Source organism: Streptomyces sp. NBC_00885, from assembly GCF_045207475.1.
Taxonomy (GTDB): Bacteria; Actinomycetota; Actinomycetes; order Streptomycetales; family Streptomycetaceae; genus Streptomyces.
The window spans coordinates 5,314,135-5,339,039 of the sequence record NZ_CP108796.1 but is presented as its reverse complement, the minus strand read 5'-3'; the positions used below and the strand labels follow the sequence as shown (position 1 = coordinate 5,339,039).

Sequence of the window (24,905 nt, the reverse complement as noted above, 5' to 3'; positions counted from 1 at the left end):
TGCGGCAGGGCCGCATATTCAGCCCGTCCGGCGTTTGAGGACATGCGGCCGAAGGTCGCATACGGGGTCCGGGGCGAAGCCCCGTCGGGGGGCTGGGGCGGAGCCCCAGTTCGGGAAGGGGCGGGGTGGGGAACAGGCCCGCCGCAGGCGTACCGCGCCCCTCACGCGCTCCCGGCAATGGGCGCCCGGGGCTCCGGGCGGCGGCCCGGCTCCGGCTGCGGCAGCGTCAGCCTCGGCAGCGCCTGGGGCGCGGGGTCAGGGGCTTTCGGAGCCGGAGTGGCGGCGCCCCAGCTCCTCGGGCGCAGTAGCGCCCGTATGGGGTGCCAGAGCTCCCGGTGGTCCGCCGGCGTCGTCCGCCACAACAGGCCGTCCGGGTGGTGCAGCACCGCCGTGATCTCGTCGGGCGTCGGCGGTTCCGCGTTCCCCCGCAGATACACCGCCCGCAGGCCCAGATTCCGCAGCCGTGTCAGCGCCCTGGCGCGGTTCACCGCATGGACGAGAAAGCGGACCGTGCTGCCGTCGCCCGTCGGACTGGGCAGGCTGAGCGCGACCACCACACTGCCGTTCGGCAGCTTGCTGAAACCTCCGCCGGGCACGCTGGACCACTCCCCCGTTAGATGCCGTGTCAATAGGAACCTCGTAGGACGCACCTAAACACGATCGGCCGCCGCCCGCTAGAGGGCGACGGCCGATCATGCTCTGACCTGTGGTTACACGAAATTACCGGGTCGAAGGACCAACCCTGACCGTGATCGTCTGGCCGTTCAGCGGCTCGCGCAGGATCGAGATCTTGGTGTTGGTGTCAGTGACCTTGACACCCGCCGTCGGGTTCTCGGCGAACCAGTAGACACCCTTGCGGTCGTCGAAGACCGGGTTGCCGGCCTGCGGCTTGACCCTCAGCGCGACGTCCGCCTTGTGCAGCGTGAAGCCGTCGGTCGGCCACATGCTGAAGGGCGAGTCGAACGACTGGATCCTGTTCCGCATCAGCGTGCCGTCCGCCCACTTCATGGCCTTCGGGTGCGCGTCCACCGGCAGGACCAGACCCTGGCCCGGGTGCTGGCTGGTGTTGTTGTCCTTCTGGGAGGTGTCCCAGAGCCAGATCGTCAGGCCGTTCTGGTACGGGTAGTGCTCGACCCAGGAGTCCTTCGGAGCCTTGAAGCCGAAGTTGTACGGACCGACCTTGAGGGTCTTGTCGTACGACACGTACTGACGGTTCTCGGCCAGGTAGTACTGCTCGTACTCCTTGGTGAAGGACTCACCGATGCGCGAGAAGCCCTTCGCGGTCCAGCCCGCGTCGTCGCCCTCGGCGTTGTCGGTGAACAGCGGCGTGCCGTCGGCCACCACGCTCAGCGCGTCGGCCGCGAAGCCCTTGCCGCCCGCGCCGCCGTCGGTCTGGTAGCGGAATCGGACGTCGAACTTCTTGCCCGCGTAGGCGTCCAGCGAGTACGCCAGCTTCTTGTACGCGCCCGAAGCACCGGTCAGCGCCGGCTTGTCGGACGAGTCGCGGGTGATCGGCTTGCCGTCGGCCGTGCCGTCCACCGGCGTCCAGTTGGCGCCGCCGTCCGTCGACACCTCTGCGTAGAGGTAGTCGTAGTCGGCCTCGATGTCCCACCAGCCCGAGAGCTCCAGGGACGCCTTGGACTTGCCGGTGAGGTCGACCGAGCGGGTCAGGGTGTTCTTGAGGTTGTCACCCATGTCGCTCCACCACTGCTTGGAGCCCTCGGCGGGCTTCACGACAGTCGTGGTGACGGGCTTCTTCGGAAGCTCGACGACAAGCGCCTGCGGCTTCTTGGTGTTGTACTCCGCCACACCCAGCGTGTGGGTGGACTTCGTCGCCGCCTTGGCCTTGGCGTAGTTGAGCCAGCCCAGCTGCAGCTTGTCCCAGGCGTTCATGTCGCCCGGCAGGTCGCCGATGGAGTCCTTGCCGGTGCCGAGCCAGGAACCGCCGGACATCAGCGTCCAGTAGCCGGTGGAGTTCTCGGCGCCGCCGCCCGAGGTGTCGTAGTGGTCGGGCAGACCGAGGTCGTGACCGTACTCGTGGGCGAAGACACCGAGGCCGCCGTTCTCGGGCTGCATCGTGTAGTCGCCGACCCAGATGCCGGACGTGCCGATCTGGGTGCCGCCGGCCTTGTTGTTCGCCGGGCCGGTCTTGCCGGCGTCGGTGCCGTACGCGTACCAGCGGTGCGCCCACAGGGCGTTGGTGCCCTCGGCTCCGCCGCCCGCCGACTCGTCCTCGCCCGCGTGGACGATCTGGAAGTGGTCGATGTAGCCGTCGGGCTCGTTGAAGTTGCCGTCGCCGTCGAAGTCGTAGCGGTCCCAGAGGTCGTACTTGGACAGGTCCGCCTTGATCTGCTCGTCCGTACGGCCCTTGGCCTTCTGGTCCGCGGCCCAGGCGGTGACGCCGTCCTTGACCGTGTCCCAGACGTTGGAGCAGTTGGTGCTGCCGCAGTAGTTGGAGCCGTAACGACCCTCGTTGTAGTCGACCTTGACCCAGTCGGCGACCTCGCCGTCGACCGAGTAGCGGCCCGACGAGGTCTTCTCGTAGTAGGTCTTCAGGGAGTGCTTCGGCTGCCCGTTCTTGTCCTTGCCGGTGCCGAAGTACAGGTCCTGGAAGTGCTGCTGGTTGTAGTCCGCCTGCCAGGCCGTGGAGTTGTCGACCTTGCGGTCCGGCTGGGCGATCTTGTTGTGCAGCGGGCCCGGAGTGCCGCCGTACTTCTTCACGGGGGGCTTGGGCCCGTCCGGGCCGTCCGGGTCGAACATCGTGGTGTCGTCGACCTTGTCGCCGAACTCCACCAGGATCGTGAAGATCTTGTCCGTCCGCTCCCGGCCGAGCTCGACGTACTTCTTGTCGCCGAGCTTCACGACCTTGGACGCGCCGCGCTGCTGCACGGTCGCGTCGCCGGATATGACCTGCTCCAGAGCGGCTTCGCGCTGCTGGTCCTGCTGCTTGCTGAACGGACCCTCGAGGTCGTGCTCGATCTGGCCCTGGCGCGGCGCCGGGTCATGGCGCTCGATCCCCGCAGGACCCGACGGCCGCTTGTCGTCGGCCTGGGCGCTACTGAACGCCGAGGCCGACGCGGCAGTCGCGGCCAGAGCCACGAGCACCGCGGACGCTCTGATCGTCCGTCGCTTGATGGTCACTTGATGTTGTCCTCCCCCGCGCCCCGTCGCAGCGGACCGGATGTGGGGTCGTCCGCGCGCGGTGTGCGCGTCACAAGTGACGACATTCGACCGGAGTTGCCGGAGAAAAGACAGACCTTGACTTGCACAGGCCAACTGCACTATGCAGGAGCGCAGTTCCGGTATCCGGACGTCCGGCATATGGGACAACAGGCGCATAGGATTGAACACTTCGCCAGTCGATGACTCCGTGCGCCCCCGATGCACCGGCACCGTGGGTTAGGTCACGCTTACCGCTGGTTCCTCCCGGGCATCCACCGTCGTAGAGTCACTTGACAGTGCGACCGCGTTGAGAGACACCCCCTGACCATGTCCCGAGGACGGATACTGTCATGCCGCGTCCGACTGCCGCACAGCTTGCCTACGGTTCGGCCACCGTCGTCTTCTCGACCCTCGCCTTGCTGCTGCTCACCCGGCCCAGCGCGGTCATGGGCGTCGCCGCCATAGGCGTCGGCTCGATGGCGCTCGGCCTGCTGGTCGCATGCGCCCTGCCGATGGGCAGGGCAGGAGCGAGGAGGGTGAAGGCGGTCCACACGGTCCGTACGAGCCGCGCCGCCACCTCCGGCACCACCGCGTCGGCCGCCGCCGACGGCCTCACCACCCGGGTGCCCGTGCCCCGCGCACGCGTGGGGGCCGAGGCAAGGGTCGGCGAGCACTCACTGCGCCGCTGAGACGACCACTGTCTTGCCCGCCTTGTCGTGCAAACCTTGTTTGTACGGCTTGTCGGTCAGGATCGTCAGGATGATGACGATCCACCAGAGACAGAAGCAGCAGACCAGCGCGGGCACCCAGAGCACCACGGCGCGCATCAGCGAGGAGGACGCGTCGGGCACGCTTCCGTCGTTGAGCATCGCCACGCGGAGGTTCATCACGGACTTGCCGATGGTCTGCCCGTTCCTCCTGCTGGTCATCACCGTGTCGTAACCGACGTATGCCACCAGGGAGATCAACGACCAGAGCCACTGCCTGCCGGAGTTCATCTCGTCGGTGAACTCGTCCCAGCCGTCGCTGTTGTCGTTCGAGAAGTCCCAGCCGCCGAAGACCAGCGAGAGCACGAGCAGCGGTACGAAGATGATCAGCACGTCGATGACCCGGGCGATGAACCGCTTGCCGAAGTCCGCGAGCGGCGGCATCCCGGCGAGCGGGTCCGCTCCGCCGTACGCCCCGCCGTAAGCCCCCGGATCGTAGGGAGGGGGCTGACCGCCGCCCCCGTCGTACGGAGAGCCCGGCGGCGGCGGTCCCTGCGGAGGCGAGGGCTCCTGAGGACCACCCGCCGAGGGCGGCGGAGTCTGCGGTGGCTTCTTGCGGAACGGATCGTCCTCGGGCGGCTGATCGGGCGGCGGCTGGTCGTTGCTCATGGGGGCAGTGCACCGCGCCGGGAGTGCCCCCGCAACGGCTCGCGCGCCGTTCGGGGGAACCTGGTCCTGGAGCTGTCAGCCAGTCACAAAGGTGTGGGCCGCCTTGTCGTGCCAGCACTGCCGCCACGGACGGTCGAACAGACACCACAGCACATTGAGCACTCCGACGGCGATCACGCCGAGCACGCCGTACACCAGCCAGCGGCGCAGCGCGGCCCCGAAGGACGGCGGCTCGTGGGACTCGATGTCCCAGACCCTGATGCCGCACAGCTTCTTGCCGAGGGTGCGGCCCCACCTGGCCGTCGGCAGCGCCTCGTACAGCACACCGAGGACCAGGAGCGCGGCGAGGACGATGCCGAGCCGCCCCGCGACGGTGCCGTCGACGAGCCAGACGGTGACCGTCTCGCCCGACTGCTTGGCCGCCTCGATCTTCTCGTCGATATGAGTGAGCGCCTGGGACACGAAGGGCGCGGAGACCGCGCCCACCAGCGCGAGGAGCAGCAGGGTGTCGATCAGCCGGGCGGCGAACCGCCTGCCGAGCCCCGCGGGACGGGCCGCGGCCTGAGCCTGGGCCGCCTGCAGGAAGGGGTCGTTGACCGGCGGCTTCCACGGCACGACCGGCTGCTCGGCCTCACCGGTCCCGTCGCCCGCCCGGGCGAGCTGATGGACCTGCTGCGCCCAGGAGGCCGAGCCGCCGCCGGGTCCGTCGGTCATGGGCGGCTGGCTCTGCGCGGGCACCTGTGGCTGGGGGGTCTGCGGCTGTTGCGGCTGGGCCGGCGCCTGGGGCTGCGGCATGCGCTGGGCCGGAGTCTGCGGCTGGGGCTGAGCGGGCGCGGTCGGGGCCGATGCCGCGCCCGGGGTCATGGACCGCACGGACAGCCCTTCGGCCTCTGAGGCGGCCTGGTTGCCGCCTGCCCGCAGGGCGCGGATGGTGACCGTGCCGTCGGCCGGCGGCTGCGGCCCCTGCTGGCTGCGGCGTGCGGAATCACCCGGGTCCGCGGTGGCCGCATTCGCACCGGCGGGCGAACCCTGGCCGGCGCGCAGCGCGCGGATCGCGACGGTGCCGTCGACTGGAGGTTCACCGCCGGATGCCGGGCCGAGGGAGCGTACGCCGGGCAGGGCGCCACCTGTCGGATCGGCCGAAGCCCCCGAGGCAGCGGAACGGCGCGGGTCGGCGGACGCGCCGCCGGCGCCGGGCGTGCCCGGGTCGGCCGCAGTGCGCGGGTCCTGGGTGCCGGGGCTGCCGGGGGCGCCGCCCCAGGAGACCCGGTTGTCGCGGTCGCCTCCGAAGCCGGTCTGGCGTGCCGTGTCGGCCTGCCACGCGGTGGCCGGTTCCGGTCGCGAGGGTTCGTCGTTCGGCACCTCGTCGAAGAAGACCGGACCGGTCTCCTCCAGCCGGGCCGGTGCGGGGGCATGTGCCTGGGGCGCCGGGGGTTCACCGGACGAAGCCGGGCCGGGTGCCGTGGGCATCGCCTCGCCCGTCTTCGGCGCGGGCCGGCTCGTACCGGGCACCCACGCCGCTCCGTTCCAGTACCGGACATATCCGGGGATGGACGGATCGGGGTAGTAGCCGGGCGCGGGGCTGCCGTCGCCGGTGGCCGGGGTTGGGGCGCTCATCACCGTGGTCCCGTATCTCCTCGAGAGCCTCAATTCAAGGGTCCACATCTATCAGACCTTGCCCGCCCCCGGGCCGGTCCTGCCGTATGGACCACTTTCCGGTCACTTTGCGATCAGAGAAAGTTGTTCCCGAAAGTCGCGTCATAGCTGCCGGGGTACGTGCTCTCTCCATGCAAGGCCCGCCAACAAGGCCTCGTACAGGAAGGGAAGAGCACTCCTATGCACACCGTGGTGGAACGCGACCTGGAAATCAATCTCGTGCTGTCGCCGGAACTCAGCGTCCCCGTCCCGGCCCGGCTGACCTACCGCACCGACGATCCGTACGCCGTGCACATCACCTTTCACATCGGCTCCGACAACCCCGTCAACTGGAACTTCGCCCGTGAACTGCTGGTCGAGGGGGTGTTCAGGCCCTGCGGCGAGGGCGACGTCCGGATCTGGCCGACCAAGGTCGACGGCCGCAGCGTGGTGCTGATGGCCCTCAGCTCCCCCGACGGCGACGCGCTCCTGGAGGCGCCGGCCGCCGTGGTCTCCGCCTGGCTGGAGCGGACCTTGCGGGTGGTCCCTCCGGGCTCTGAGTCCGAGCAGCTCGGGATAGACGACGGCCTCGCCGAGCTGCTCGCGCCCACCCCGGCCGACGATCTGTGGCTCCACGGCCGGCGGCCGTCGGACGAGTCCCAGGGCGGCGAGGTCTAGTCGATGACGTAGGTGTGGGTGATGAACTCGAGCGAGTGACCGTCGGGGTCGTCGATGTAGACCCCACGGCCTCCGAAGTTGTGGTTGATCCGCTGGGGCCTGTCGTGCATCGGGTCGGCCCAGTAAGGGAGTTCGCGCTCGGTTATCCGGGCGAAGATCTCGTCGAACTCCTCCTCCGAGACCAGGAAGGCGAGGTGCTGGGGGACGATCGTGTCCCGTTCGTCGAGATAGTCGAGCGTGACGCCGCCCGCCAGCGGCAGGCTCGCGAAGGGGCCGAAGGGCTTGGGTTCGGGTTCTCCGATGAGCTCGGCGAGAAAGCGGGCCCCTGCGAAGCGGTCGCGGCTGTGGACGATGGTGTGGTCGAGGCGTGCCGGCACGGCTCCTCCTTCGTCGGACTCTCATCGGACTCTTCATCGGACTCTTCGTCCGACTCGTCTTCTTCCCTCTCTTCACGCTAGGCGGGCAGCCATGTCCGTTCCATCGGGCATTGGTCCTGCGTCCGAAGCCTCAGAAGATCTTGCCCGGATTGAGGATGCCCAGCGGGTCGAAGGTGTGCTTGATGCCGCGCTGCATCTCCACTCCCACCGGGCCCAGTTCGCGCGCCAGCCACTCCTTCTTGAGTACGCCGACGCCGTGTTCGCCGGTGATGGTGCCGCCCAGTTCCAGGCCGAGTGCCATGATCTCGTCGAAGGACTCGCGGGCGCGCCGGGACTCGTCCGGATCGGCGTGGTCGAAGCAGACGACGGGGTGGGTGTTGCCGTCGCCCGCGTGCGCGCAGACGCCGATGGTGAGGTCGTACTTGTCGGCGATCGCGGCCGTGCCCTCGATCATCGCGCCCAGCTGCGAGCGCGGCACACAGACGTCGTCGATCATCGTCGCCGACTTGACGGTCTCCAGAGCGGTGAGCGACAACCTCCGTGCCTGCAGGAGGAGTTCGGACTCGGCGACGGTGTCGGCCGGGACGACCTCGGTGGCGCCCGCAGCGCTGCACAACTCCCCGACGGCGGCCAGGTCGGCGGCCGGGTCCGGGGTGTCGAAGGCGGCCAGCAGCAGCGCCTCGGTCCTGTCGGGCAGGCCCATGTTCGCCATGGCGTTGACGGCCCGGACGGTCGTACGGTCCATGAGCTCGAGCAGCGAGGGGGTGTGGCCGCGCTCCATGATCGCGCAGACGGCTTCGCAGGCGGCGGCCGCGGAGTCGAACTCGGCGGCGAGCACCAGCTGCGCGGGCGGCTGCGGGCGCAGCGCGAGGACTGCTTTGACAACGATGCCGAGGCTGCCTTCGGAGCCGACGAACAGCCTGGTCAGGTCGTATCCGGCCACGCCCTTGGCGGTACGGCGGCCGGTGCTGAGCAGCCGCCCGTCGGCGAGGACGACCTCCAGGCCCAGTACGTACTCCGCGGTCACTCCGTACTTGACGCAGCACAGGCCGCCGGAGGCGGTGCCGATGTTCCCGCCGATGGTGCACATCTCCCAGCTGGAGGGGTCCGGCGGGTAGTACAGGCCGTGCTCGTTCACCGCCCGGGACAGGACGGCGTTGACGACACCCGGCTCGACGACGGCGATCCGGTCGACCGGGCTGATCTCCAGGATCCGGTCCATCTTGGTCAGGGACAGCACGATGCAGCCGTCGGAGGCGTTCGCGGCACCCGACAGGCCGGTACGGGCGCCCTGCGGGACGACGGGAACGCGCAGCGCGGTCGCGGTGCGCATGACGTGCTGGACCTGCTCGACGGTGCGTGGCAGCACGACGACGGCCGGGCTGCCCGCCTCGCAGAAGCTCGCCATGTCGTTCGCGTACGAGGCCGTGATGTCGGGGTCGGTGATGAGGGCCTCGGCGGGCAGACCGGAGCGCAGCCGGTCGAGAAGATCGTCCATGGGACCCAGCCTCGCACCGGGGGCCATCGGTGTGAACCCGTCTGCGATCCGGCTCGCAGGACCGGTCGCGTTCTTCGTATTGGCTGCGCGCTGTCGCACAGTGAGCCCCATGAAGAGCGAACTCGTGAAGAACGCCGCGATCAGCACGCTGATCGGCGCGACGCTGGTCTTCGGGGTGATCACGCTCGCGCCGGGGTGGGGCGAGGAAGGTGCGCGGCGCGAGCCGGGAGCGGCCGAGCGGGCGCTGGCCGCGGCGGGCGCCGGCGCCCCCGCGGCGCTCGTCGATCTGACGGCGCTCATCGACGACCGGGAGCAATGGGTACGGGCCCACCCCCGGGACGAGGAGTCGTGGGCGGTGCTCGGGTCGGCGTATGTGGAGCGGGGCTCCCGGCTGGCACAAGCGGGGTACTACCAAAAGGCGGAGAGCGCGCTGCGGCGCTCGCTGGAGCTGCTGCCGGGCGAGAAGGGCAATGTGAACGCGGTGGTGGGACTCGCGGCGCTGGCCAATGCCCGGCACGACTACGCCCGGGCCCGCACGCTGGGCGAGAGCGCGATGAAGCAGCAGCCGCAGCGGTGGACGGCGTATCCGGCGCTGATCGACGCGTACAGCGGGCTCGGCGACTACAAGGCCATGAGCAAGGCGATGGACAAGCTCACGGAGCTGCACCCAGGTGCCCAGACGCTGAGCCGGGCGGCCGGTGTCTACCGGGAACGCGGCTGGCGCGAGGACGCGGCAGCGGCGGCGTACGACGCGGTGGGCAGCGCCCAGGCGCCCCAGGAGAAGGCAGCCGCGCGGCAGCGGCTGGGCGACCTGGCGTGGGAGTGGGGCGAGCCCGCGGAGGCGCTGAAGGAGTACGACGCGGCGCTGCGGCTGGCTCCGGACCACGACCCGTCGCTGGCGTCGCGGGCGCGGGCGCTGGGCGCGCTGGGGCGTACGGACGAGGCCTTGCGCGACTACCAGGCGGCCCTGGACAGGGTCGAGCGGCCCGAATACGCCCTGGCGGCGGGCGAGTTGTACCAGTCGCGAGGGCTCGACGGGGACGCGGCCACGCAGTACGAGCAGCTGCGGACGACCGCGGCGCGGGCGGGGGCGGACGACGTGGTCGACGAGGTCGCACTCGGCCTCTTCGAGGCGGACCACGGCGACCCGGAGACGGCCGTGCGCCGGCTGAAGGCCGAATGGGCGCGGGGCCACCTGAACGTGTACACGGCGGACGCGCTGGGCTGGGCGCTGTACCGGGCGGGCAGGCCGGGGGAGGCGCTGCCGTACGCGAGGAGGGCGTCGGAGCAGGGGCTGCGCAGCGCGCTGTTCACCTACCACCGCGGCGAGATCGAGCGCGCGCTCAAGCAGGACGGCCCGGCCCGCAGGCATCTGGCCGAGGCGCTGCGGACCAACCCGTACTTCTCGCCGCTGCTGGCCCCGGCGGCGCGGGAGGCTCTGGAGGCGCTCGGGGAGCCGCCGCCGGGCGGGCCGCAGGAGGTGACGGGCCTGGAAGGGGAGGCACCGACGGAGGCGGAGACTGAGGTGGGGCCTGAGACGGAGACGGACGCGGGGACGGAGGTCGAGGTGGGGCCGCCGACGACGGCGCCCTCGCCAACGCCAACGGCGACGCTTTCGCCGAGACCGGAACGGTCGCGGGCCGGTACCAGTGCCAGTGCCAGTACAGGTGCCGTGGAGTGACCGGCTGCCGTACGGCCCTCGTCAGATCGCCGCGGTGCCGATCAGCGCGTTGCGCGACACCAGCGCCGCGAGTTCCGCCTCGGTCAGCGACTCGGTGTTCTCCGGGCGGCGCGGCAGCACCATGTACCGGGTCTCCGATGTCGAGTCCCACACCGTGATCTCCGTGTCGGGCGGCAGATGCAGCCCGAACTCCTCCAGTACCGCGCGCGGTTCGCGCACCACGCGCGAGCGGTAGGCCTCGCTCTTGTACCAGCTCGGGGACGGTCCGAGGAGCCGGATGGGGTAGCAGGAGCAGAGCGTGCAGACGATGACGTTGTGCGTGTGCTCGGTGTTCTCGACGACGCGCAGGCGCTGCGGCTGCACTCCCCCGGCCGTCAGGCCGAGTTCGGCGACGGCCGCGGTGCCGTCGGCGAGGAGACGGTCGCGGAAGGCGGGGTCGGTCCAGGCCCGGGCAGTCACCCTGGCCCCGTTCGCCGGGGACGCGCTGCTCAGAAAGGCGTCGAGGGCTTCGTCGAGCCCCGCGCCCGCGACGATGCCGCGCTCCTCCAGGAGCGTTTCGAGACGGCGTACGCGGCGGGAGATCAGGGCGTCCGCGTGGGTTCCGGTCACGGCTGGTCGTCCTCCAAGTAGCTCTCGGACAGATCGAGTACGACATGGTGGTCGCCGTCGCCCCACAGATCTCGGGCCGCGAAGCGCACGGCGTAGACCTGCTCGACGGGGGCGTCGTCGCGCCCCTGGGAACGGATGTCGGGAAGTGGCGTACGGCCCTCGGGCTCGACGACGGTGCCGTGCTTGCCGCGGGCGTACCGGGGCAGCCGGGTGTGGTGCGGCGGGTCGTGGTGGACGGTCCGCACCAGGGCGCCCGGCGCGAAGCGGTCGGTGGCGGTCGCGTCAGTCATCGAGCTCACCCGCCGCGATGACGCCCTTGCGCTCCAGCAGGCTGACGATGGCGTGGAACCAGCGCTCGTAGTACGAGGCCGCCAGGTATTCGGCGGGCGGCATCGACTCGATGGCGTCGCGGAACTCGTCGAGATTGAAGACCTTGCCGGCGATGAGGGCGCGGTTCAGGGCGAAGACCCTGGCTTCCCAGTCGGCGTGGAAGGGCTCGGTGTCGTCGGTGGTGTCGATGGGCCCGAAGCCCTGCATGCCGCCGACGTCATTCATCCTGGCCATGCGTCCAGCGTAGGGCTGTCTGCGGATCACGGCGCGCCTGCGGGGGGCTTGTGTGCGACCTTCGGCCGCATGTCCTCAAACGCCGGACGGGCTCAACAATCAGCCCGTCCGGCGTTTGAGGAGCGGGTCCGGGGCGGAGCCCCGGTCAGAGGTTGCCCCGCTTCTCCTGCTCGCGCTCGATCGCTTCGAAGAGCGCCTTGAAGTTGCCCTTGCCGAAGCCCATCGACCCGTGCCGCTCGATCATCTCGAAGAAGACCGTCGGCCGGTCCTGGACCGGCTTGGTGAAGATCTGCAGCAGATAGCCGTCCTCGTCACGGTCGACGAGGATCTTCAGCTCGCGCAGCGTCTCGACGGGCACGCGCGTGTCGCCCGCCCACTCGCCGAGCGTGTCGTAGTACGAGTCGGGGGTGTCCAGGAACTTGACTCCCGCCGCCCGCATGGACCGTACGGTCGCGACGATGTCGTTCGTGGCGAGCGCGATGTGCTGGACGCCGGCCCCGCCGTAGAACTCCAGGTACTCGTCGATCTGCGACTTCTTCTTCGCGATCGCGGGCTCGTTGATCGGGAACTTCACCTTCAGCGTGCCGTCGGCGACGACCTTCGACATCAGGGCGGAGTACTCGGTGGCGATGTCGTCGCCCACGAACTCCTTCATGTTGGTGAAGCCCATGACCTTGTTGTAGAACGCCACCCACTCGTTCATCTTGCCGAGCTCGACATTGCCCACGCAGTGGTCGATGGCCTGGAAGGTGCGCTTCGCGGGCGGCTCGACGATCGGGTCGGCGGCCACGAAGCCCGGCAGGTAGGGGCCGTCGTAGCCGGAGCGGTCGACCAGCGTGTGACGGGTCTTGCCGTACGTGGCGATCGAGGCGAGGACCACGGTGCCGTGCTCGTCCTTGAGCTCGTAGGGCTCGGTGATCCCGCGGGCGCCGTGCTCGGTCGCGTACGCGTACGCGGCGCGCGCGTCCGGCACCTCGATGGCCAGGTCGACGACGCCGTCGCCGTGCTCGGCGACATGGTCGGCGAGGAAGCGGCCCCAGTCCGTGGACTGCTTGATGACGGAGGTGAGGACGAAGCGGGCGCCGCCGTTCTCCAGGACGTAACTCGCCGTCTCGCGACTGCCGTTCTCCGGTCCGGAGTACGCGACGAGCTTCATGCCGAAGGCCGTGGAGTAGTAGTGCGCCGCCTGCTTGGCATTGCCCACGGCGAAGACGACCGCGTCCATTCCCTTCACCGGGAAGGGGTCGGCCTCACGCGCGGTGTGCGGGTTGTGATCGATGGTCTCAGTCATAACGGCAGGCTCCACCCGATCCACAAGGTGCGCAATAGTTTGTGTTTCCTCTGGGCAATCTGCATAGCGCAGGAGCACGATGGAGGGGCTATCTGTACAGGATGACCATTCGGGAGACGCCATGGCGATCGATCATCTGGACGGCCGGCTCATCGTCCTGCTGGCGCGTGAGCCGCGTATCGGAGTGCTTGAGGCATCCCGCCGGCTCGGGGTCGCCCGCGGCACCGTACAGGCACGGCTTGACCGCCTTCAGTCCAACGGGGTCATCCGCGGCTTCGGCCCCGACGTCGATCCGGCCGCGCTCGGCTATCCCGTCACGGCCTTCGCGACACTGGAGATCAAACAGGGACAAGGGGCGGACGTACGAGCGCATTTGAGCGGCGTACCGGAAGTGCTGGAGCTGCACACCACCACCGGTCACGGCGACATGCTGTGCCGCCTCGTCGCACGCTCCAATGCCGATCTTCAGCGGGTGATCGACCGGGTGGTCGGTTTCGACGGCATCGTCCGGGCCTCCACGGCGATCGTCATGGAGAACCCCGTGCCCTTGCGGATCATCCCGCTGGTGGAGCAGGCCGCGGAGGACGAAGCCGTCTGAGGCGACACGGCGCGAGACTCTTACAAAGAGATGCTTGCAAAGAAACCGTTGCAACAACTCCTCTGCAAAGCTATCTTTGCATCATGGCCGAGTCCGAAGACCGCAAATACCGCCGCCTCGACCCGCGCTCCCTGCGCGGCCTCGCTCATCCGCTGCGTATGCGCCTGCTGAGCACGCTGAGGCACGACGGGCCCGCCACCGCCTCGCAGCTGGCCGAGAAGCTCGGCGAATCGAGCGGCGCGACCAGCTACCACCTGCGCCAGCTCGCCGCGCACGGCTTCGTCGCGGACGACCCGGAGCGCGGCAAGGGCCGGGAGCGCTGGTGGAAGGCCGCGGATGGGGGCATCACCATCGAATACTCCCTGTTCGACAACCCCGATCCCGCGGTGCGCGGGGCCGCCGATCTCCTGATGCACGAGATCGCGACCCACCACACCGAGGAGGTCGGCACCTGGCTCGGCACGGCGCACGACTGGCCCGAGGCCTGGCGCCGCAGCTCCGAGCTCAGTGACTTCACCCTGCGACTGACGCCCGCGCAGGCCTTCGAACTGAACGCGAAGGTCCACGACCTCATCGAGAGCTACACGGAGCTGGCACCCGGCCCCGAGGCCGAGGACGCCGCCCAGGTCCGGATGCATCTGCACTCCTTCCCGCGCTCGACCGACTGACTCGCCGAGCCCGCCGACCGACTCAACCGACTGCTCGACCGACTGCTCGACCGATCGAGAGGACACCGCCATGCATCCCGACGTACATCTCCAGCTGCACTCCATACGCGCGGCCGAGCTGCGGCGCGAGTCCGCCGAGGTCGCCCTGCGCCCCCGCCGTGCCCCGATCCGTACACAACTCGGCCTGGTGCTCGTCGAGTTGGGGCTGTGGCTCATGAAACCGCCGGCGCGCCGACAAGCACGTATCGCATGAAGGACCAGGGGGGAAGGGGGCCGCTGGCGAGCGTGCTGGCGGCCAACACCGTATCGATCACCGGGAATTCACTCACCCTCGTCGGCGTCCCGTGGTTCGCCTTGGAGACCACGGGCAGCCCCGCCAAGGCGGGCCTGGTCGCCTTCTGCGCGACCCTGCCGGTCGTCGTCTCCGCGATCGCCGGCGGCCCCGTCATCGACCGCATCGGGCGCCGCCGGGTCAGCATCGCCTCCGACCTGATCTGCGCCCTCGCCATCGGCGCGATCCCGCTGCTGCACTACACCGGGGCGCTCGAATTCTGGATGCTGTGCGCGCTGATGGCCGTGACCGGCCTCTTCCACGCGCCCGGCGAGACCGCGCGCTATGTGCTCATCCCCGATCTCGCGAAGGCGGCGGGCACCGACCTCTCCCGGGCTGCGAGCCTCTTCGACGCGGTCTCGCGCGGCGCCCGCATGGCCGGGGCGGCGCTCGCGGGCGTACTGATCGCAGTGACCGGCGCGGAGGCGGTCCTGCTCCTGGACGCGGCGACCTTCTGCGGCTCCGCGCTGCTGATCTTCGCAGGCATACGGGCACTCGGCGCGGCCGATCCCCGACGGGGCGCGAAGCCCGTCTCCCTGGCGGCGTACCGGAGCGAGCTACGCGAGGGATACGCCTTCCTGCTGCGCACCCGGCTGCTGCTGGCGATCACGACGATGGTCATGCTCACCAACGGCCTTGACCAGGGCTGGAGTTCGGTCCTGCTGCCCGTACACGCCCGGGAGAATCTGGGCGGGGCACGCCATCTGGGACTGCTGGTCGCCGTCTTCGCGGGCTGCGCGCTGCTCGGCGCTCTCCTGTACGGCGCGATCGGGCACCGCTTCCCGCGGCGGGTCCTGTTCACCGGGGCGTTCCTGCTGTGCGGACTGCCGCGGTTCATCGTGGCCGCGCTGGTCGACGGAACAGTGCCGCTCGCCGCGACGATGGCCGTCGGCGGTCTCGGGGCCGGGTTGCTCAACCCGATCCTCACCACGGTGATCTACGAGCGGATTCCCGACGAACTGCGCAGCCGGGTCGCGGGCGTGACAGCCTCGGGTGTCCTGCTGACCACCCCGCTCGGCGGACTGGCCGCGGGCTGGCTCGTCGAACAGGCAGGACTGGCAGCCGCGTTGCTGACGATCGGCGGTGTGTACTTCCTGGCGACGCTGGCACCGGCGGTGTTCCCGAGCTGGCGCGAGATGGACGCGCCCGCCGCAGCCGCGGTCAGCAGCTCGGAACCTTCCCGCCCTTCTCCAGCGCCCGAAGCGACTCCACCGCGCCCTTGAGGGTCGTGACGGGGATCAGCCGCAGCCCCTTGGGGAGCTCCGCCTGCGCGTCGGAGCACTCCCCCTTGGGCACGAGGAAGACGCTCGCGCCGTCCCGCTTGGCGGCCTGGGTCTTCAGCGAGACACCCCCGACCGCCCCGACCTCGCCGCTGGGGCTGATCGTCCCCGTCCCCGCGACGGTCCGTCCCCCCGTGAGATCGCCGCCCCCGCCGTCGCCGTCGAGCTTGTCGACGATCCCGAGCGAGAACAGCAGTCCGGCGCTCGGCCCGCCGACATCGGCGAGATGAAGGGTGACCTTGACCTTCGCCGGATCCTCGCCGAGAAACGAGAGCGCGGCGGTGGTCGCGACGTCCTGGGACTTCTCCATGTCCTTCAGGTTGTGCTCGGCGACCTCCTCGTCCGACTTGCCCCGCGGATAGACGGAGTCACGGGGCAGCACCGCGCGGTCCGTCCTGAACCAGGCGTCGACCACATCCCCGAGATCGACGTCCGCGGACGGCCCGGTCGCGACGATGGTCGTCATCCGCAGCTCGCCCTTGGGCGTACGGGTCGGGGCACCGGAGATGGTGATGACCGGGGCGCCCTTGACGTCGCCCAGCACATCGGCGGTCGAACCGGGCTGCGCCACGGCGTACGGCAACGGCGCGAGCCCGACGACGGCGAAGAGCGCGACGATGGGGACGGCGCAGAGGGCGAGGGCGCGGGGGCGCGTGAGGCTGGAGAGCACGGGGTCAATGTATCGGGACGCCGGGGCGGGCCTGCGGGGTCAGGGGTGCGGGGGCGCTTGCCCGAGGTTCCGGGCACGGGCTGGTTACTCCCCCACCCCGAACCGCACCGGCACCCCTCCCGGGAACCCGTCAGCGCAGCGCGTCCGCCACTTCCCTCGCCGCGTCGACCACCCTCGGGCCCACCCTCTCCGGGACCGAGTCCGCGAGCATCACCACGCCGACGCTCCCCTCTATCCCCGTCACCCCGACCAGCGCCGCGGCCGCACCGCTCGCGCCCGCCTCGAGTTCGCCGTGGGTGAGCGTGTATCCGGGCTCGTTCCCCTTGTTCTGGCGCGCCTGCAGGATCGCCTTGCCCGCCGCGCCCCGGTCCAGCGGGTGCCGGAAGCCGGCCCGGTAGGCCACGTGATAGTCCGTCCACGTCGGCTCCACGACGGCGACCGCGAGGGCCTCCGCGCCGTCGACGAGGGTGAGATGTGCCGTGGCCCCTATGTCCTCCGCGAGCGAGCGCAGCGCGGGCATCGCGGCCTCCCGCACCAGCGGGTGCACCTGACGGCCCAGGCGCAGCACGCCGAGGCCCACCCGGGCGCGGCCGCCCAGGTCACGGCGGACGAGGGCGTGCTGCTCGAGGGTGGCGAGCAGACGGTAGACGACGGTTCGGTTGACGCCGAGTTTGGTGGACAACTCGGTGACGGTCAGCCCGTGGTCGGTGTCGGCGAGCAGCTTGAGGACACGCAGTCCCCGGTCGAGCGTCTGGGAAGTCTCCGCGGTCACGACGCCCTCTCCTTCGGAGTGAGTGACGGCGGTCCTCGAAGGAAGCAGCGACACCGGTCCCATCGGCGACGCACCCCGAGGCCGCCGGCAGGCCCTGGCACACCGGCTGCGCTCCGCGGCGGCGCTGCCACGGGGCGTGTGCAATGCGGGGACAGTAGCGACCTGGTCCGCTCAGCGGAAGACCTCGTCCAGAATCCGGTCATCGGCGCGGGTCCGGATCACCGCATCCGCGTCGCCCACTCCTGAACCTTCTTGATCCGCTCCCGGATCTGCCCGGCCGTCGCCTCCGCGCTCGGCGGCCCGCCGCACACCCGCCGCAGCTCGGTGTGGATGACCCCGTGCGGCTTGCCGCTCTGGTGGACGTACGCGCCGACCATCGTGTTGAGCTGCTTCCTCAGCTCCAGCAGCTCCTTGTGGGAGACCACGGGACGCCGCTCGGCCGGCAGCTCCAGCAGATCGGCCTCGTCGTCGGGCTTCTTGCGGCTGTGCGCGATCTGCCGTGCCTGCCGCTTCTGGAGCAGGAGCTGCACCTGGTCGGGTTCCAGGAGCCCCGGGATGCCGAGGTAGTCCTGCTCCTCCTCGCTCCCCGGATGTGCCTGCATGCCGAACTCGGCGCCGTCGTAGAGCACCCGGTCGAAGACCGCGTCGGACTCGAGCGCCTCGAAGGGGAGCATGTCCTGCTCGCCGGTGTCCTCGTCCTGCTGCTTCTCCGCCTCCGCCATTTCCTTCTCGGACTCGGCGTACGGGTCGTCCTCCCCGTCCTTCTTCGGCTTGTCGAGGACGTGGTCGCGCTCGACCTCCATCTCGCTTGCGAAACCGAGGAGGTTGGGGATGGTCGGCAGGAAGACTGACGCGGTCTCGCCGCGCCGGCGGGACCGTACGAAGCGCCCGACCGCCTGCGCGAAGAAGAGCGGCGTCGAAATGGTGGTCGCGTACACGCCCACGGCGAGGCGCGGCACGTCGACGCCCTCGGACACCATGCGGACCGCGACCATCCAGCGGTCCTCGTTCTCGCTGAACTCCTCGATCCGCTGGGACGCGGCGGCTTCGTCGGAGAGCACGACGGTCGCCTTGGTGCCGGTGATCTCGCGGATCAGCTTGGCGTACGCACGCGCCGAGTCCTGGTCGGAGGCGATGACGAGGCCGCCCGCGTCCGGGATGCCCTTCCTGACCTCCGTCAGCCGCTTGTCGGCGGCGCGCAGCACGTTCGGCATCCAGTCGCCGCGCGGGTCGAGCGCGGTGCGCCAGGCCTGCGAGATCGCGTCCTTGGTCATCGGCTCACCGAGGCGGGCGGCGATCTCGTCGCCCGCCTTGGTGCGCCAGCGCATGTTGCCGCTGTAGCTGAGGAAGATGACGGGCCGCACGACCCCGTCCCCCAGAGCGTTCCCGTACCCATAGGTGTAGTCGGCGGAGGAGCGCCGGATCCCGTCGTTCCCCTCCTCGTACTGCACGAAGGGGATGGGGTTGGTGTCGGACCGGAAGGGCGTACCGGTCAGCGCGAGCCGCCGGGTCGCCGGGTCGAAGGCCTCCAGGCACGCCTCGCCCCACGACTTCGAGTCACCGGCGTGGTGAATCTCGTCGAGGATCACCAGGGTCTTGCGCTGCTCGCAGCGGTTGCGGTGGAGCATGGGCCGTACACCGACACCCGCGTACGTCACCGCGACGCCCTGATACTCCTTGCTCAGCGGCCCGGCACTGTACTCGGGATCGAGCTTGATGCCTATCCGCGCGGCGGCCGCGGCCCACTGCTTCTTGAGGTGCTCGGTGGGCGCGACGACGGTGATCTGCTGGACGACGTGATGGTGCAGCAGCCAGGAGGCGAGGGTGAGCGCGAAGGTCGTCTTACCGGCGCCGGGGGTGGCGACGGCGAGGAAGTCCCGTGGTTGCTCCTGGAGATACCGCTCCATGGCGCCCTGCTGCCAGGCACGCAGCTTGTTCGCGGTACCCCAGGGGGCACGCCCGGGGAACGCGGGCGAGAGGTGATGGGAGTGGGAGGCGGTAGTAGTCACGGTCTCCGGTTCGGCGCTCGTCCAGGTATGACAACCGGGCCACCCTACCGGTGAGCGGCGGGCGGCCCCGGCCGAACAAGGCCGGGCCCGCCCAGGGTGCGACTCAGCTCACATCTCTTCGTGCAAGGTGCGCAGACGCAGGGCGATCTGACTCACGTCTTCGAGATTGCCCATGGCCACTTCGATGACGAGTTTGTACGCCTCGTCCTGATCGACGTCGACCATTTCGGTGCCGTTGAAATCGAGGAACACGACCGTGGACATCCACGCCATCCGCTTGTTTCCGTCCACCAGGGGATGGTTCACGGCCAGCGATTGGAGCAGGGCGGCGGCCTTCTCGAAGAGATCGGTGTAGGCCTCAATGCCGAACATCTGCGACTGTGGGCGATGCACTGCCGAGCTGAGCAGCCCCAGATCGCGCACCGCGACCCGCTGCCCCGCGCAAGCGAGCTCCGCCAGGTCCAGGACCTCCTGGACGGTCAGATACTTCACCTACTCGCCCAGTCGCTTCAGCAGATCCGCGTGACGCACGGCGTACTTGGCGCCGAGGCGGCGGACGGACTCCCGGTCCGCCTCCTGCTCCAAGTACCGGTCGATCGCCTGAAGCACTATGGCGTGCATGCTCCGGCCCTCTTGGTCAGCCCGGAGCTTGAGGGCCTCTTGCTGGTCGTCGCGGAGACGCAGGTTCATAGCCATACCGAAAAGGTACCATCTATGGGGTCACTTTGATACTGAAACCCCGGTGCCCCGCACCCGCAAGCGCGTCGCCACCCACGCCCCCACCAGCGCCACCCCCGCCATCGGCAGAAACACCGCCGCGAACGCACCTGGGTGCGAGCCCGCCGTCCCCGACGCGACATGAGTCGCCCCCACCGCTCCCCCGCCCAGCGCGGCGAAGGCCGCGCCCCCGGCCGCCAGGAGCAGTACGTTCGACAGTCCGTCCGAGATCTGCAGCGCCGCGGAGTTCGCGCCCGCCTCCTCCGGTGCCGAGAGCTTCAGCAGCAGCACGCTCGTCGAGGCGAGCACCAGACCCATCCCGAAACAGCCCACCCCCCACGCAACCCCCACGACCCACACCGGCACCGAGGCGATGAGCACACTCGGAGCCGTCGCGATCGCCGCCGCGACCAGCACCATCCCGGCGACCACCAGCGGCTGCCGGTACGGCTCCAGCCTCGGCCGGGACTGGACGTACGAGCCCAGCGCCCAGGTCACCCCGCCGACCGCCAGCGAGAGCCCGGCCATCGTGGGCGACAGTCCCCGCTGGGTGACCAGCATCAGCGGTATGAAGGACTCCGCCGCGATGAAGGATCCGGCCGCGATCCCCCGCAGCAGTACGACGGAGGGCAGCCCGCGCGCGGCACGGCAGGTCCCGCGGGGCAGCAGTCCGAGGACGGCGGGCACCAGAAAGGCGACCCCCGCCGCGGCCGGGATCACCGACAGCCACCTCAGTTCCTGGCCTGCGTACTGCAGCAGCCCGGCCCCCAGCGAGATGCCGAGCGCCAGCCGGATCCGCCGCCCGTCGAACGTCTGCCGCGGCGCGGACGGATCCGCGGGCCCGGACGCCATCCGCCGTATCGCGGGCAGCGCGAGCGCCAGCGGGAAGACGACGAGAACCGGGATGCCGATGAACACCCAGCGCCAGCCGAGGTGTTCGGTGACGGTCCCGGACGCGAGCGGCCCAACGACCGAAGGGACAACCCAACTCGCGGCGAAGGCCGCCATGATCGCGGGCCGCAGCCGCTCCGGGTACGCCCGGCTGACGACCACGTACAGGGCCACGATCACCAGCCCCCCGCCGAGCCCCTGCACGGCCCGCCCGACGATGAACAGCCACATCGCACTGGCGCTCCCGGCAAGCAGCAGCCCCGCCCCGAAGGCGGCAATCCCCGCGGCGAGCGGCCGCAGAGGCCCGTCCCGGTCGGCCCACTGCCCGGAGAGAACCATGGCGAAGAGGCTGGTCGTGAAGTAGGAGGAGAAGGCGAAGGCGTACAATTCAATGCCGTGCAACTCCCGCGCGGCAACGGGCATCGCGGTCCCGACAGCGGTCGCCTCGAAGGCGATCAGCACGACAACGGAGACGATCCCGACACTGAGCGCGCGATGCACTCTGCCCAGAACGCCCTGTCCCTCGGGCACCACGTCTGCGTCGTCGGTCGGCGGCGTGACATCGGCGTCACGGGGTTCGAGGGCGGTCATGGCCTTCAGCGTAAGGGGCATGGGCGGCGTTGGGCCCTGTCGCTGGGCGGGACCCGACTGGTCCCTTGGTCGTACGACTTCGGACGAGCTCGTACGACCATGAACGCCGCATGGCAGTCGCATTGCAGCCCAGGCGGTTTCCTTGTCCGCTCCGGGAGCCCGGCCTACGGTCGACGCAACGGAGACACACGGCCGTGTGCCCGAGTGGTTGAGGGACTCGCCTGCAAAGCGAGTTACGCCGGTTCGATTCCGGTCACGGCCTCCACTGCCTGACCAGGCAGAACGAGAAGGGCGGCACCCTCGCAGGGTGCCGCCCTTTTGACCGTCCGTCTCAGTTTCCGTCTCAGTTGACCTCAGAGGTTTGGCGACGGGACGGGAACGACGCAGCCCGCTCGTCCAACCCGGTGAAGTGGGACGAACGGGCCACGGGTGGTTGCCGCATAAGGCTGGGTGCGACCGCCTGCACGCGATCCAGCGGCGCCGTGTTCTCAGGGAGGTCGTACACGCCCCCTGCGAAGCACGGGCCGAGGCGCATGATCCCTCTCCGCCCGAGGCGGTGAGGGTGTAGCGGATGTAATACGCGCCGCTACTCGACTGGACAGCGATTTGGACCCGGGGAGCGACGCCGTCGGCGTTCGGCTTTGAGCCAGGACGGCGATCTCAGCCCTTGGGCCAGTCGCCGTAACGCGCGAACGTCTCCGTACCGCTTTTGCCCTTGAACCAGCTGACGCTGACCGAGTCCCCGCCGCCGTAGGTGAGGTCCCCGGCGCGGTCCTCGCTCTTGACGGGCTTGCCGTCCCGCTCGCAGAGCAAGGCGATCTGGTACTTCTTCTGGGGCTCCTCAACCTTCCGGATACCCCGGCACTCCAGTCCGCCGGAGACCAGGATGACCGAGACCTTGTCCGGCTTCTCGGTGTCCACGCTCTCCTTCAGCCCGAGAACCCCGCCGCCGGAGTCGGACCTCCACATACCGACCATGCCGGTCCCAGTCGGCTTGGCACCGATGTCGGTCTCTTCCTCGCTCGGGGACACGCTGGGCTCGACCGCCGGCTTCTCGCTCTCCGGCCCGCTGCCGGACGGGCTCACGCCGGCCTGTGAACTCCCGTTGGCCGAAGGCTTGTCGTCGTCGTCACCTCCGCTCGACGTGGCAAACCAGGCGACACCACCGATGACGGCGACCGCCACGACTGCCGCAGCGACGATCAAAGGGGTCTTGCGGCCACCGGATGGGGCGGGCGGAGGAGGCGGATAAGCCCCGTACGGCGAAGGCTGCTGACCGTACGAACCATAGGGCGCGCCGTACTGCGCAGGCTGGTTCGGCGGATATTGCGGGGGCTGCGACGGCGGCGGAGGCGGAACCGGCGGAACCCCCGGCCCCGCATCCTGCGGTCCCGGCTGCCCATACTGCCCGGGCCAGCCCTGAGGACCCTGATACGGCGGCTGAGTCATCGGTGCGCACCTCATTCCGCGGGCATGCCACCCGCACGTGGGGGGATCTCGTACTCACCCTGCCGCTCAGGACACGGGCCCGGATGAGTATGGATCACTACCTCCCCTGAGCACCCGCACTTATTCCGGTGCTCAGCAGCACCACTCGGGCCGCCGCCCTTGATTACGTGTGCAATTGAGTTCTCGACAGTCGTACGGGCAAGAAGGTGTGGGCCCGCAATGACCTGGCTCTCTTGCCCACGAGACCGGCGATACACAAGGACTTGGTCCTGCTGGGCAACGACACATTGAAGGCAGTGAGGCTGAGCGACGGCAAGGAGGTGTGGTCCATTTCCATGCAAGGACTCCTCAACAAGAACCGCTGGAGCCCGGCGACCGTCTCCGGTGCCCTTGTCTACGCGATCGACGGCAACGTCCTCCACTGTCGGCGCATGAGTGACGGCGCGAAGGTCTGGACGCACGAACTGAAGTTCCGCACATCGTCCGAGGTGGGTCCGCTGGTCCACGGCCGATTCGTCTATGCGCGTGCCCTCGAGGACCCCGCCCTGGGCGTCGCGGCAGTCCGCAAGGACACCGGTGAGCGCGCATGGTTCCACCCGCAGGAGTGGCCAATTCACTCCATGTCGGCGGAAGGCGACCGTCTGTTCCTCCTCACCCACGAAGAGCTGACCGTCCTGTCCGTGCCGGCATGAGTACTGCTCCCGCGCCCGCCCTGACCTAGTCCAATGCTCGGGCGTCGGGGTCGTCAACCTGGGTGACCCCGGCACGACGTGCCGAACGTACGGAAGCGGCCGCCCCTACGGCGCAGGAACGGCCGCTTCCGTACACAGCAACAGCCTCAACACGAGCCCTCGACAGCGGTGGCCGTCAGTTCGTACTCGGGCACGACCGTGCTCGACCCGTCCGCACCCGGAACGGCGAACCCGCCCTCCTCCGACTCGCTCTGCGAGACGTGCATGCAGAAGACGAAGTCCTCACCGCGCGCGGTGACTTCGTAGTCGTCACTCTCACCGACGGCTTTCGCCTCGACCTCGTAGGACGGCCCCTTGCCCTCGCCCGCGTCACCGACCTTCGACTCGATCAGTGAGGCATAGCCACCGGCCGACGAGTCGACGTGCGACTCGTCTCCCAACGAGACGGCCGCGCTCTGGACAGCCTCTTTGAACTCGCTTTTGCTCCAGGAGGTTTCATCGGAGAAGTTCATGGCCGAGCACCCCTGAAACACCATGATCCCCGCGGCGGCGAAGACGACGACGCGCCCGATGGCGTACGCGGTGTCCGAGGGCTCATTGGCCTCGGGATTGCGGTAGCGCCAGGAGGACAGCTTCCAGTAGAGCTTGCGCTGATCGGCAAGCCCCAGGGCGATGAAGAGGGCGGCCGCGAGGAAGAAGAAGACGACGATGCCGGTCACTACTTCAGGCCCTTCTGCAGCTCAGGCGGATCAGGAAACGCGAGTTCGTTCTCGCACTTCAAGCCTTCCGCCACCTTCTTGGCCGAGGCGATGAGGAGCTTGGCGCTCGCATGGCTGGTCAGGCCCACACGGTCGGTGATGACACCGCGAAGGGTCGCTCCCTTCTTCCCCGACTCGGCCAAATCGGCCCGCCTGCAGTCGACAAGCAGAGACGACCCGCTTTCATCGACCTGGAACACGGCGGACTTCCCCGGCTTTGCGCCCTCCTTCGAGAAGGGCCCCGGCCACCATCCGAAATAGATATCGATCTCTGCGGACCCACCCGATTCGCCATCGACAAAGCAGGTGGATTTGGAGGACCTGGACCAATCCATATCCTCGCCGAGGAATCGCCCCACCTCAGCCGCCTTATCGACACCAAGTTCGGCCTGGGCGCCTCGCTCGAGGCTCTTGCCCCTCGGCCTTCCGAGCACTTCGGCGACGGTCTCCTTGTCGAAGATCCCCCCGCAGGCACGGTTCAACGGTGTAAGGGCGACCGAGGGCTTGGACTTCTTCTCCGGCTCCTCGTTGCCCCCGCTGCACGCGCTGCTCGCCAAGAGCACACACGCCAGTAGAACTACAGCAGGAGACCGGCGAGAGTAAAATTG

The 24,905-nt window shown here is 69.4% G+C and carries 26 protein-coding genes, 1 tRNA gene and 1 pseudogene; 9 read left to right on the top strand and 19 right to left on the bottom strand.

Features of this window, described 5'->3' with window-relative positions:
* Positions 1-299: 299 nt before the first annotated feature.
* Together OHA61_RS24290 and OHA61_RS24285 are read right to left on the bottom strand one after the other, a co-directional pair.
* Positions 300-596, bottom strand: a pseudogene (locus OHA61_RS24290) (hypothetical protein); the annotation flags it as partial.
* Between the two features lie 124 nt (positions 597-720).
* Positions 721-3,141, bottom strand: coding sequence for an immune inhibitor A domain-containing protein (locus tag OHA61_RS24285; RefSeq protein ID WP_406304802.1), 2,421 nt, complete (start codon positions 3,139-3,141; stop codon positions 721-723).
* Between the two features lie 371 nt (positions 3,142-3,512).
* On the opposite strand from OHA61_RS24285, the gene OHA61_RS24280 reads away from it, so the two are divergent.
* Positions 3,513-3,851, top strand: a complete 339-nt coding sequence (locus tag OHA61_RS24280) for a hypothetical protein (RefSeq protein WP_406304801.1) — start codon at positions 3,513-3,515, stop codon at positions 3,849-3,851.
* Here the strand turns inward: OHA61_RS24280 and OHA61_RS24275 are convergent.
* Positions 3,837-4,538, bottom strand: a complete 702-nt coding sequence (locus OHA61_RS24275) for an RDD family protein (RefSeq protein ID WP_406304800.1) — start codon at positions 4,536-4,538, stop codon at positions 3,837-3,839. The two genes, OHA61_RS24280 and OHA61_RS24275, sit on opposite strands and share 15 nt — an antisense overlap.
* A 75-nt stretch (positions 4,539-4,613) precedes the next feature.
* The gene (locus OHA61_RS24270; protein WP_406304799.1) at positions 4,614-6,155 is read right to left on the bottom strand and encodes an RDD family protein; all 1,542 of its coding nucleotides are present in this window, start codon (positions 6,153-6,155) and stop codon (positions 4,614-4,616) included.
* Positions 6,156-6,374: 219 nt separating this feature from the next.
* Here OHA61_RS24270 and OHA61_RS24265 point away from each other — a divergent pair, with 219 nt between their 5' ends.
* Positions 6,375-6,851 (top strand): SsgA family sporulation/cell division regulator, encoded by a 477-nt coding sequence (locus OHA61_RS24265; RefSeq protein WP_406304798.1) that lies wholly within the window; start codon positions 6,375-6,377, stop codon positions 6,849-6,851.
* On the opposite strand, the gene OHA61_RS24260 is transcribed toward OHA61_RS24265, so the two are convergent.
* Together OHA61_RS24260 and OHA61_RS24255 are read right to left on the bottom strand one after the other, a co-directional pair.
* Positions 6,848-7,228 (bottom strand): VOC family protein, encoded by a 381-nt coding sequence (locus OHA61_RS24260; protein ID WP_266476006.1) that lies wholly within the window; start codon positions 7,226-7,228, stop codon positions 6,848-6,850. The genes OHA61_RS24265 and OHA61_RS24260 overlap by 4 nt on opposite strands.
* A gap of 130 nt (positions 7,229-7,358) precedes the next feature.
* Entirely contained in the window at positions 7,359-8,726 is a 1,368-nt protein-coding gene (locus tag OHA61_RS24255) for an FAD-binding oxidoreductase (RefSeq protein ID WP_406304797.1), read from the bottom strand.
* Between the two features lie 109 nt (positions 8,727-8,835).
* Between OHA61_RS24255 and OHA61_RS24250 the strand changes: the two genes are divergently transcribed.
* Positions 8,836-10,407, top strand: a complete 1,572-nt coding sequence (locus OHA61_RS24250) for a hypothetical protein (protein WP_406304796.1) — start codon at positions 8,836-8,838, stop codon at positions 10,405-10,407.
* A gap of 21 nt (positions 10,408-10,428) precedes the next feature.
* Here the strand turns inward: OHA61_RS24250 and nthA are convergent, their stop codons facing one another.
* From nthA to hppD, 4 genes are all read right to left on the bottom strand, one after another.
* A complete protein-coding gene (gene nthA, locus OHA61_RS24245) occupies positions 10,429-11,016 on the bottom strand; it encodes a nitrile hydratase subunit alpha (protein WP_406304795.1) in 588 nt (195 codons plus the stop codon).
* A complete protein-coding gene (locus OHA61_RS24240; protein WP_406304794.1) occupies positions 11,013-11,306 on the bottom strand; it encodes an SH3-like domain-containing protein in 294 nt (97 codons plus the stop codon). The genes nthA and OHA61_RS24240 overlap by 4 nt, the downstream gene beginning before the upstream one ends.
* Positions 11,299-11,580 carry a hypothetical protein gene (locus OHA61_RS24235; RefSeq protein WP_323136019.1) on the bottom strand — a complete coding sequence of 94 codons (282 nt, stop codon included), beginning with the start codon at positions 11,578-11,580 and terminating at the stop codon, positions 11,299-11,301. Before OHA61_RS24235 ends, OHA61_RS24240 begins: the two co-directional genes overlap by 8 nt.
* A 145-nt stretch (positions 11,581-11,725) precedes the next feature.
* The gene (gene hppD, locus OHA61_RS24230) at positions 11,726-12,871 is read right to left on the bottom strand and encodes a 4-hydroxyphenylpyruvate dioxygenase (RefSeq protein WP_406304793.1); all 1,146 of its coding nucleotides are present in this window, start codon (positions 12,869-12,871) and stop codon (positions 11,726-11,728) included.
* Positions 12,872-12,992: 121 nt separating this feature from the next.
* On the opposite strand from hppD, the gene OHA61_RS24225 reads away from it, so the two are divergent.
* The 4 genes from OHA61_RS24225 to OHA61_RS24210 all read left to right on the top strand — a co-directional run bounded on the left by OHA61_RS24225 (position 12,993) and on the right by OHA61_RS24210 (position 15,691).
* Positions 12,993-13,469 carry an Lrp/AsnC family transcriptional regulator gene (locus OHA61_RS24225; protein WP_406304792.1) on the top strand — a complete coding sequence of 159 codons (477 nt, stop codon included), beginning with the start codon at positions 12,993-12,995 and terminating at the stop codon, positions 13,467-13,469.
* 83 nt (positions 13,470-13,552) lie between these two features.
* The gene (locus tag OHA61_RS24220) at positions 13,553-14,137 is read left to right on the top strand and encodes an ArsR/SmtB family transcription factor (RefSeq protein ID WP_406304791.1); all 585 of its coding nucleotides are present in this window, start codon (positions 13,553-13,555) and stop codon (positions 14,135-14,137) included.
* A gap of 70 nt (positions 14,138-14,207) precedes the next feature.
* A complete protein-coding gene (locus tag OHA61_RS24215; protein ID WP_406304790.1) occupies positions 14,208-14,390 on the top strand; it encodes a hypothetical protein in 183 nt (60 codons plus the stop codon).
* A complete protein-coding gene (locus OHA61_RS24210) occupies positions 14,387-15,691 on the top strand; it encodes an MFS transporter (RefSeq protein ID WP_406304789.1) in 1,305 nt (434 codons plus the stop codon). Before OHA61_RS24215 ends, OHA61_RS24210 begins: the two co-directional genes overlap by 4 nt.
* Here the strand turns inward: OHA61_RS24210 and OHA61_RS24205 are convergent.
* The 6 genes from OHA61_RS24205 to OHA61_RS24180 all read right to left on the bottom strand — a co-directional run bounded on the left by OHA61_RS24205 (position 15,630) and on the right by OHA61_RS24180 (position 21,398).
* A complete protein-coding gene (locus tag OHA61_RS24205) occupies positions 15,630-16,418 on the bottom strand; it encodes a S16 family serine protease (RefSeq protein ID WP_406304788.1) in 789 nt (262 codons plus the stop codon). The two genes, OHA61_RS24210 and OHA61_RS24205, sit on opposite strands and share 62 nt — an antisense overlap.
* A gap of 130 nt (positions 16,419-16,548) precedes the next feature.
* Positions 16,549-17,190 carry a helix-turn-helix domain-containing protein gene (locus OHA61_RS24200; RefSeq protein WP_324991041.1) on the bottom strand — a complete coding sequence of 214 codons (642 nt, stop codon included), beginning with the start codon at positions 17,188-17,190 and terminating at the stop codon, positions 16,549-16,551.
* Between the two features lie 218 nt (positions 17,191-17,408).
* Entirely contained in the window at positions 17,409-19,199 is a 1,791-nt protein-coding gene (locus OHA61_RS24195; RefSeq protein WP_361911530.1) for a DEAD/DEAH box helicase, read from the bottom strand.
* A gap of 108 nt (positions 19,200-19,307) precedes the next feature.
* On the bottom strand, positions 19,308-19,691 hold the full coding sequence (locus OHA61_RS24190) for a type II toxin-antitoxin system death-on-curing family toxin (RefSeq protein WP_406304787.1): 384 nt from the start codon (positions 19,689-19,691) through the stop codon (positions 19,308-19,310).
* Positions 19,692-19,889: a CopG family transcriptional regulator gene (locus OHA61_RS24185; RefSeq protein WP_361911559.1), complete on the bottom strand. Its 198-nt coding sequence runs from the start codon at positions 19,887-19,889 to the stop codon at positions 19,692-19,694.
* A 30-nt stretch (positions 19,890-19,919) separates the two neighbouring features.
* Positions 19,920-21,398, bottom strand: coding sequence for an MFS transporter (locus OHA61_RS24180; protein WP_406304786.1), 1,479 nt, complete (start codon positions 21,396-21,398; stop codon positions 19,920-19,922).
* 190 nt (positions 21,399-21,588) lie between these two features.
* On the opposite strand from OHA61_RS24180, the gene OHA61_RS24175 reads away from it, so the two are divergent.
* Positions 21,589-21,663: transfer RNA gene (locus tag OHA61_RS24175), tRNA-Cys, on the top strand.
* Positions 21,664-22,058: 395 nt separating this feature from the next.
* Here the strand turns inward: OHA61_RS24175 and OHA61_RS24170 are convergent.
* Positions 22,059-22,604 carry a hypothetical protein gene (locus tag OHA61_RS24170; protein ID WP_406304785.1) on the bottom strand — a complete coding sequence of 182 codons (546 nt, stop codon included), beginning with the start codon at positions 22,602-22,604 and terminating at the stop codon, positions 22,059-22,061.
* Positions 22,605-23,143: 539 nt separating this feature from the next.
* On the opposite strand from OHA61_RS24170, the gene OHA61_RS24165 reads away from it, so the two are divergent.
* Entirely contained in the window at positions 23,144-23,539 is a 396-nt protein-coding gene (locus OHA61_RS24165) for a PQQ-binding-like beta-propeller repeat protein (RefSeq protein WP_406304784.1), read from the top strand.
* Between the two features lie 146 nt (positions 23,540-23,685).
* Here the strand turns inward: OHA61_RS24165 and OHA61_RS24160 are convergent, their stop codons facing one another.
* The gene (locus tag OHA61_RS24160) at positions 23,686-24,258 is read right to left on the bottom strand and encodes a hypothetical protein (RefSeq protein WP_406304783.1); all 573 of its coding nucleotides are present in this window, start codon (positions 24,256-24,258) and stop codon (positions 23,686-23,688) included.
* Positions 24,258-24,860 (bottom strand): hypothetical protein, encoded by a 603-nt coding sequence (locus OHA61_RS24155; RefSeq protein ID WP_406304782.1) that lies wholly within the window; start codon positions 24,858-24,860, stop codon positions 24,258-24,260. Before OHA61_RS24155 ends, OHA61_RS24160 begins: the two co-directional genes overlap by 1 nt.
* Between the last annotated feature and the right edge of the window lie 45 nt (positions 24,861-24,905).

Coding starts and splice junctions, on each gene's coding strand:
- OHA61_RS24270 (WP_406304799.1), bottom strand. CDS start 6,155: ATGAGCGCCCCAACCCCGGCCACCGGCGACGGCAGCCCCGCGCCCGGC.
- OHA61_RS24225 (WP_406304792.1), top strand. CDS start 12,993: ATGGCGATCGATCATCTGGACGGCCGGCTCATCGTCCTGCTGGCGCGT.
- OHA61_RS24240 (WP_406304794.1), bottom strand. CDS start 11,306: ATGACTGACGCGACCGCCACCGACCGCTTCGCGCCGGGCGCCCTGGTG.
- OHA61_RS24255 (WP_406304797.1), bottom strand. CDS start 8,726: ATGGACGATCTTCTCGACCGGCTGCGCTCCGGTCTGCCCGCCGAGGCC.
- OHA61_RS24265 (WP_406304798.1), top strand. CDS start 6,375: ATGCACACCGTGGTGGAACGCGACCTGGAAATCAATCTCGTGCTGTCG.
- OHA61_RS24220 (WP_406304791.1), top strand. CDS start 13,553: ATGGCCGAGTCCGAAGACCGCAAATACCGCCGCCTCGACCCGCGCTCC.
- hppD (WP_406304793.1), bottom strand. CDS start 12,871: ATGACTGAGACCATCGATCACAACCCGCACACCGCGCGTGAGGCCGAC.
- OHA61_RS24180 (WP_406304786.1), bottom strand. CDS start 21,398: ATGACCGCCCTCGAACCCCGTGACGCCGATGTCACGCCGCCGACCGAC.
- OHA61_RS24280 (WP_406304801.1), top strand. CDS start 3,513: ATGCCGCGTCCGACTGCCGCACAGCTTGCCTACGGTTCGGCCACCGTC.
- OHA61_RS24250 (WP_406304796.1), top strand. CDS start 8,836: ATGAAGAGCGAACTCGTGAAGAACGCCGCGATCAGCACGCTGATCGGC.
- OHA61_RS24235 (WP_323136019.1), bottom strand. CDS start 11,580: ATGGCCAGGATGAATGACGTCGGCGGCATGCAGGGCTTCGGGCCCATC.
- OHA61_RS24185 (WP_361911559.1), bottom strand. CDS start 19,889: ATGAACCTGCGTCTCCGCGACGACCAGCAAGAGGCCCTCAAGCTCCGG.
- OHA61_RS24210 (WP_406304789.1), top strand. CDS start 14,387: ATGAAGGACCAGGGGGGAAGGGGGCCGCTGGCGAGCGTGCTGGCGGCC.
- OHA61_RS24275 (WP_406304800.1), bottom strand. CDS start 4,538: ATGAGCAACGACCAGCCGCCGCCCGATCAGCCGCCCGAGGACGATCCG.
- OHA61_RS24215 (WP_406304790.1), top strand. CDS start 14,208: ATGCATCCCGACGTACATCTCCAGCTGCACTCCATACGCGCGGCCGAG.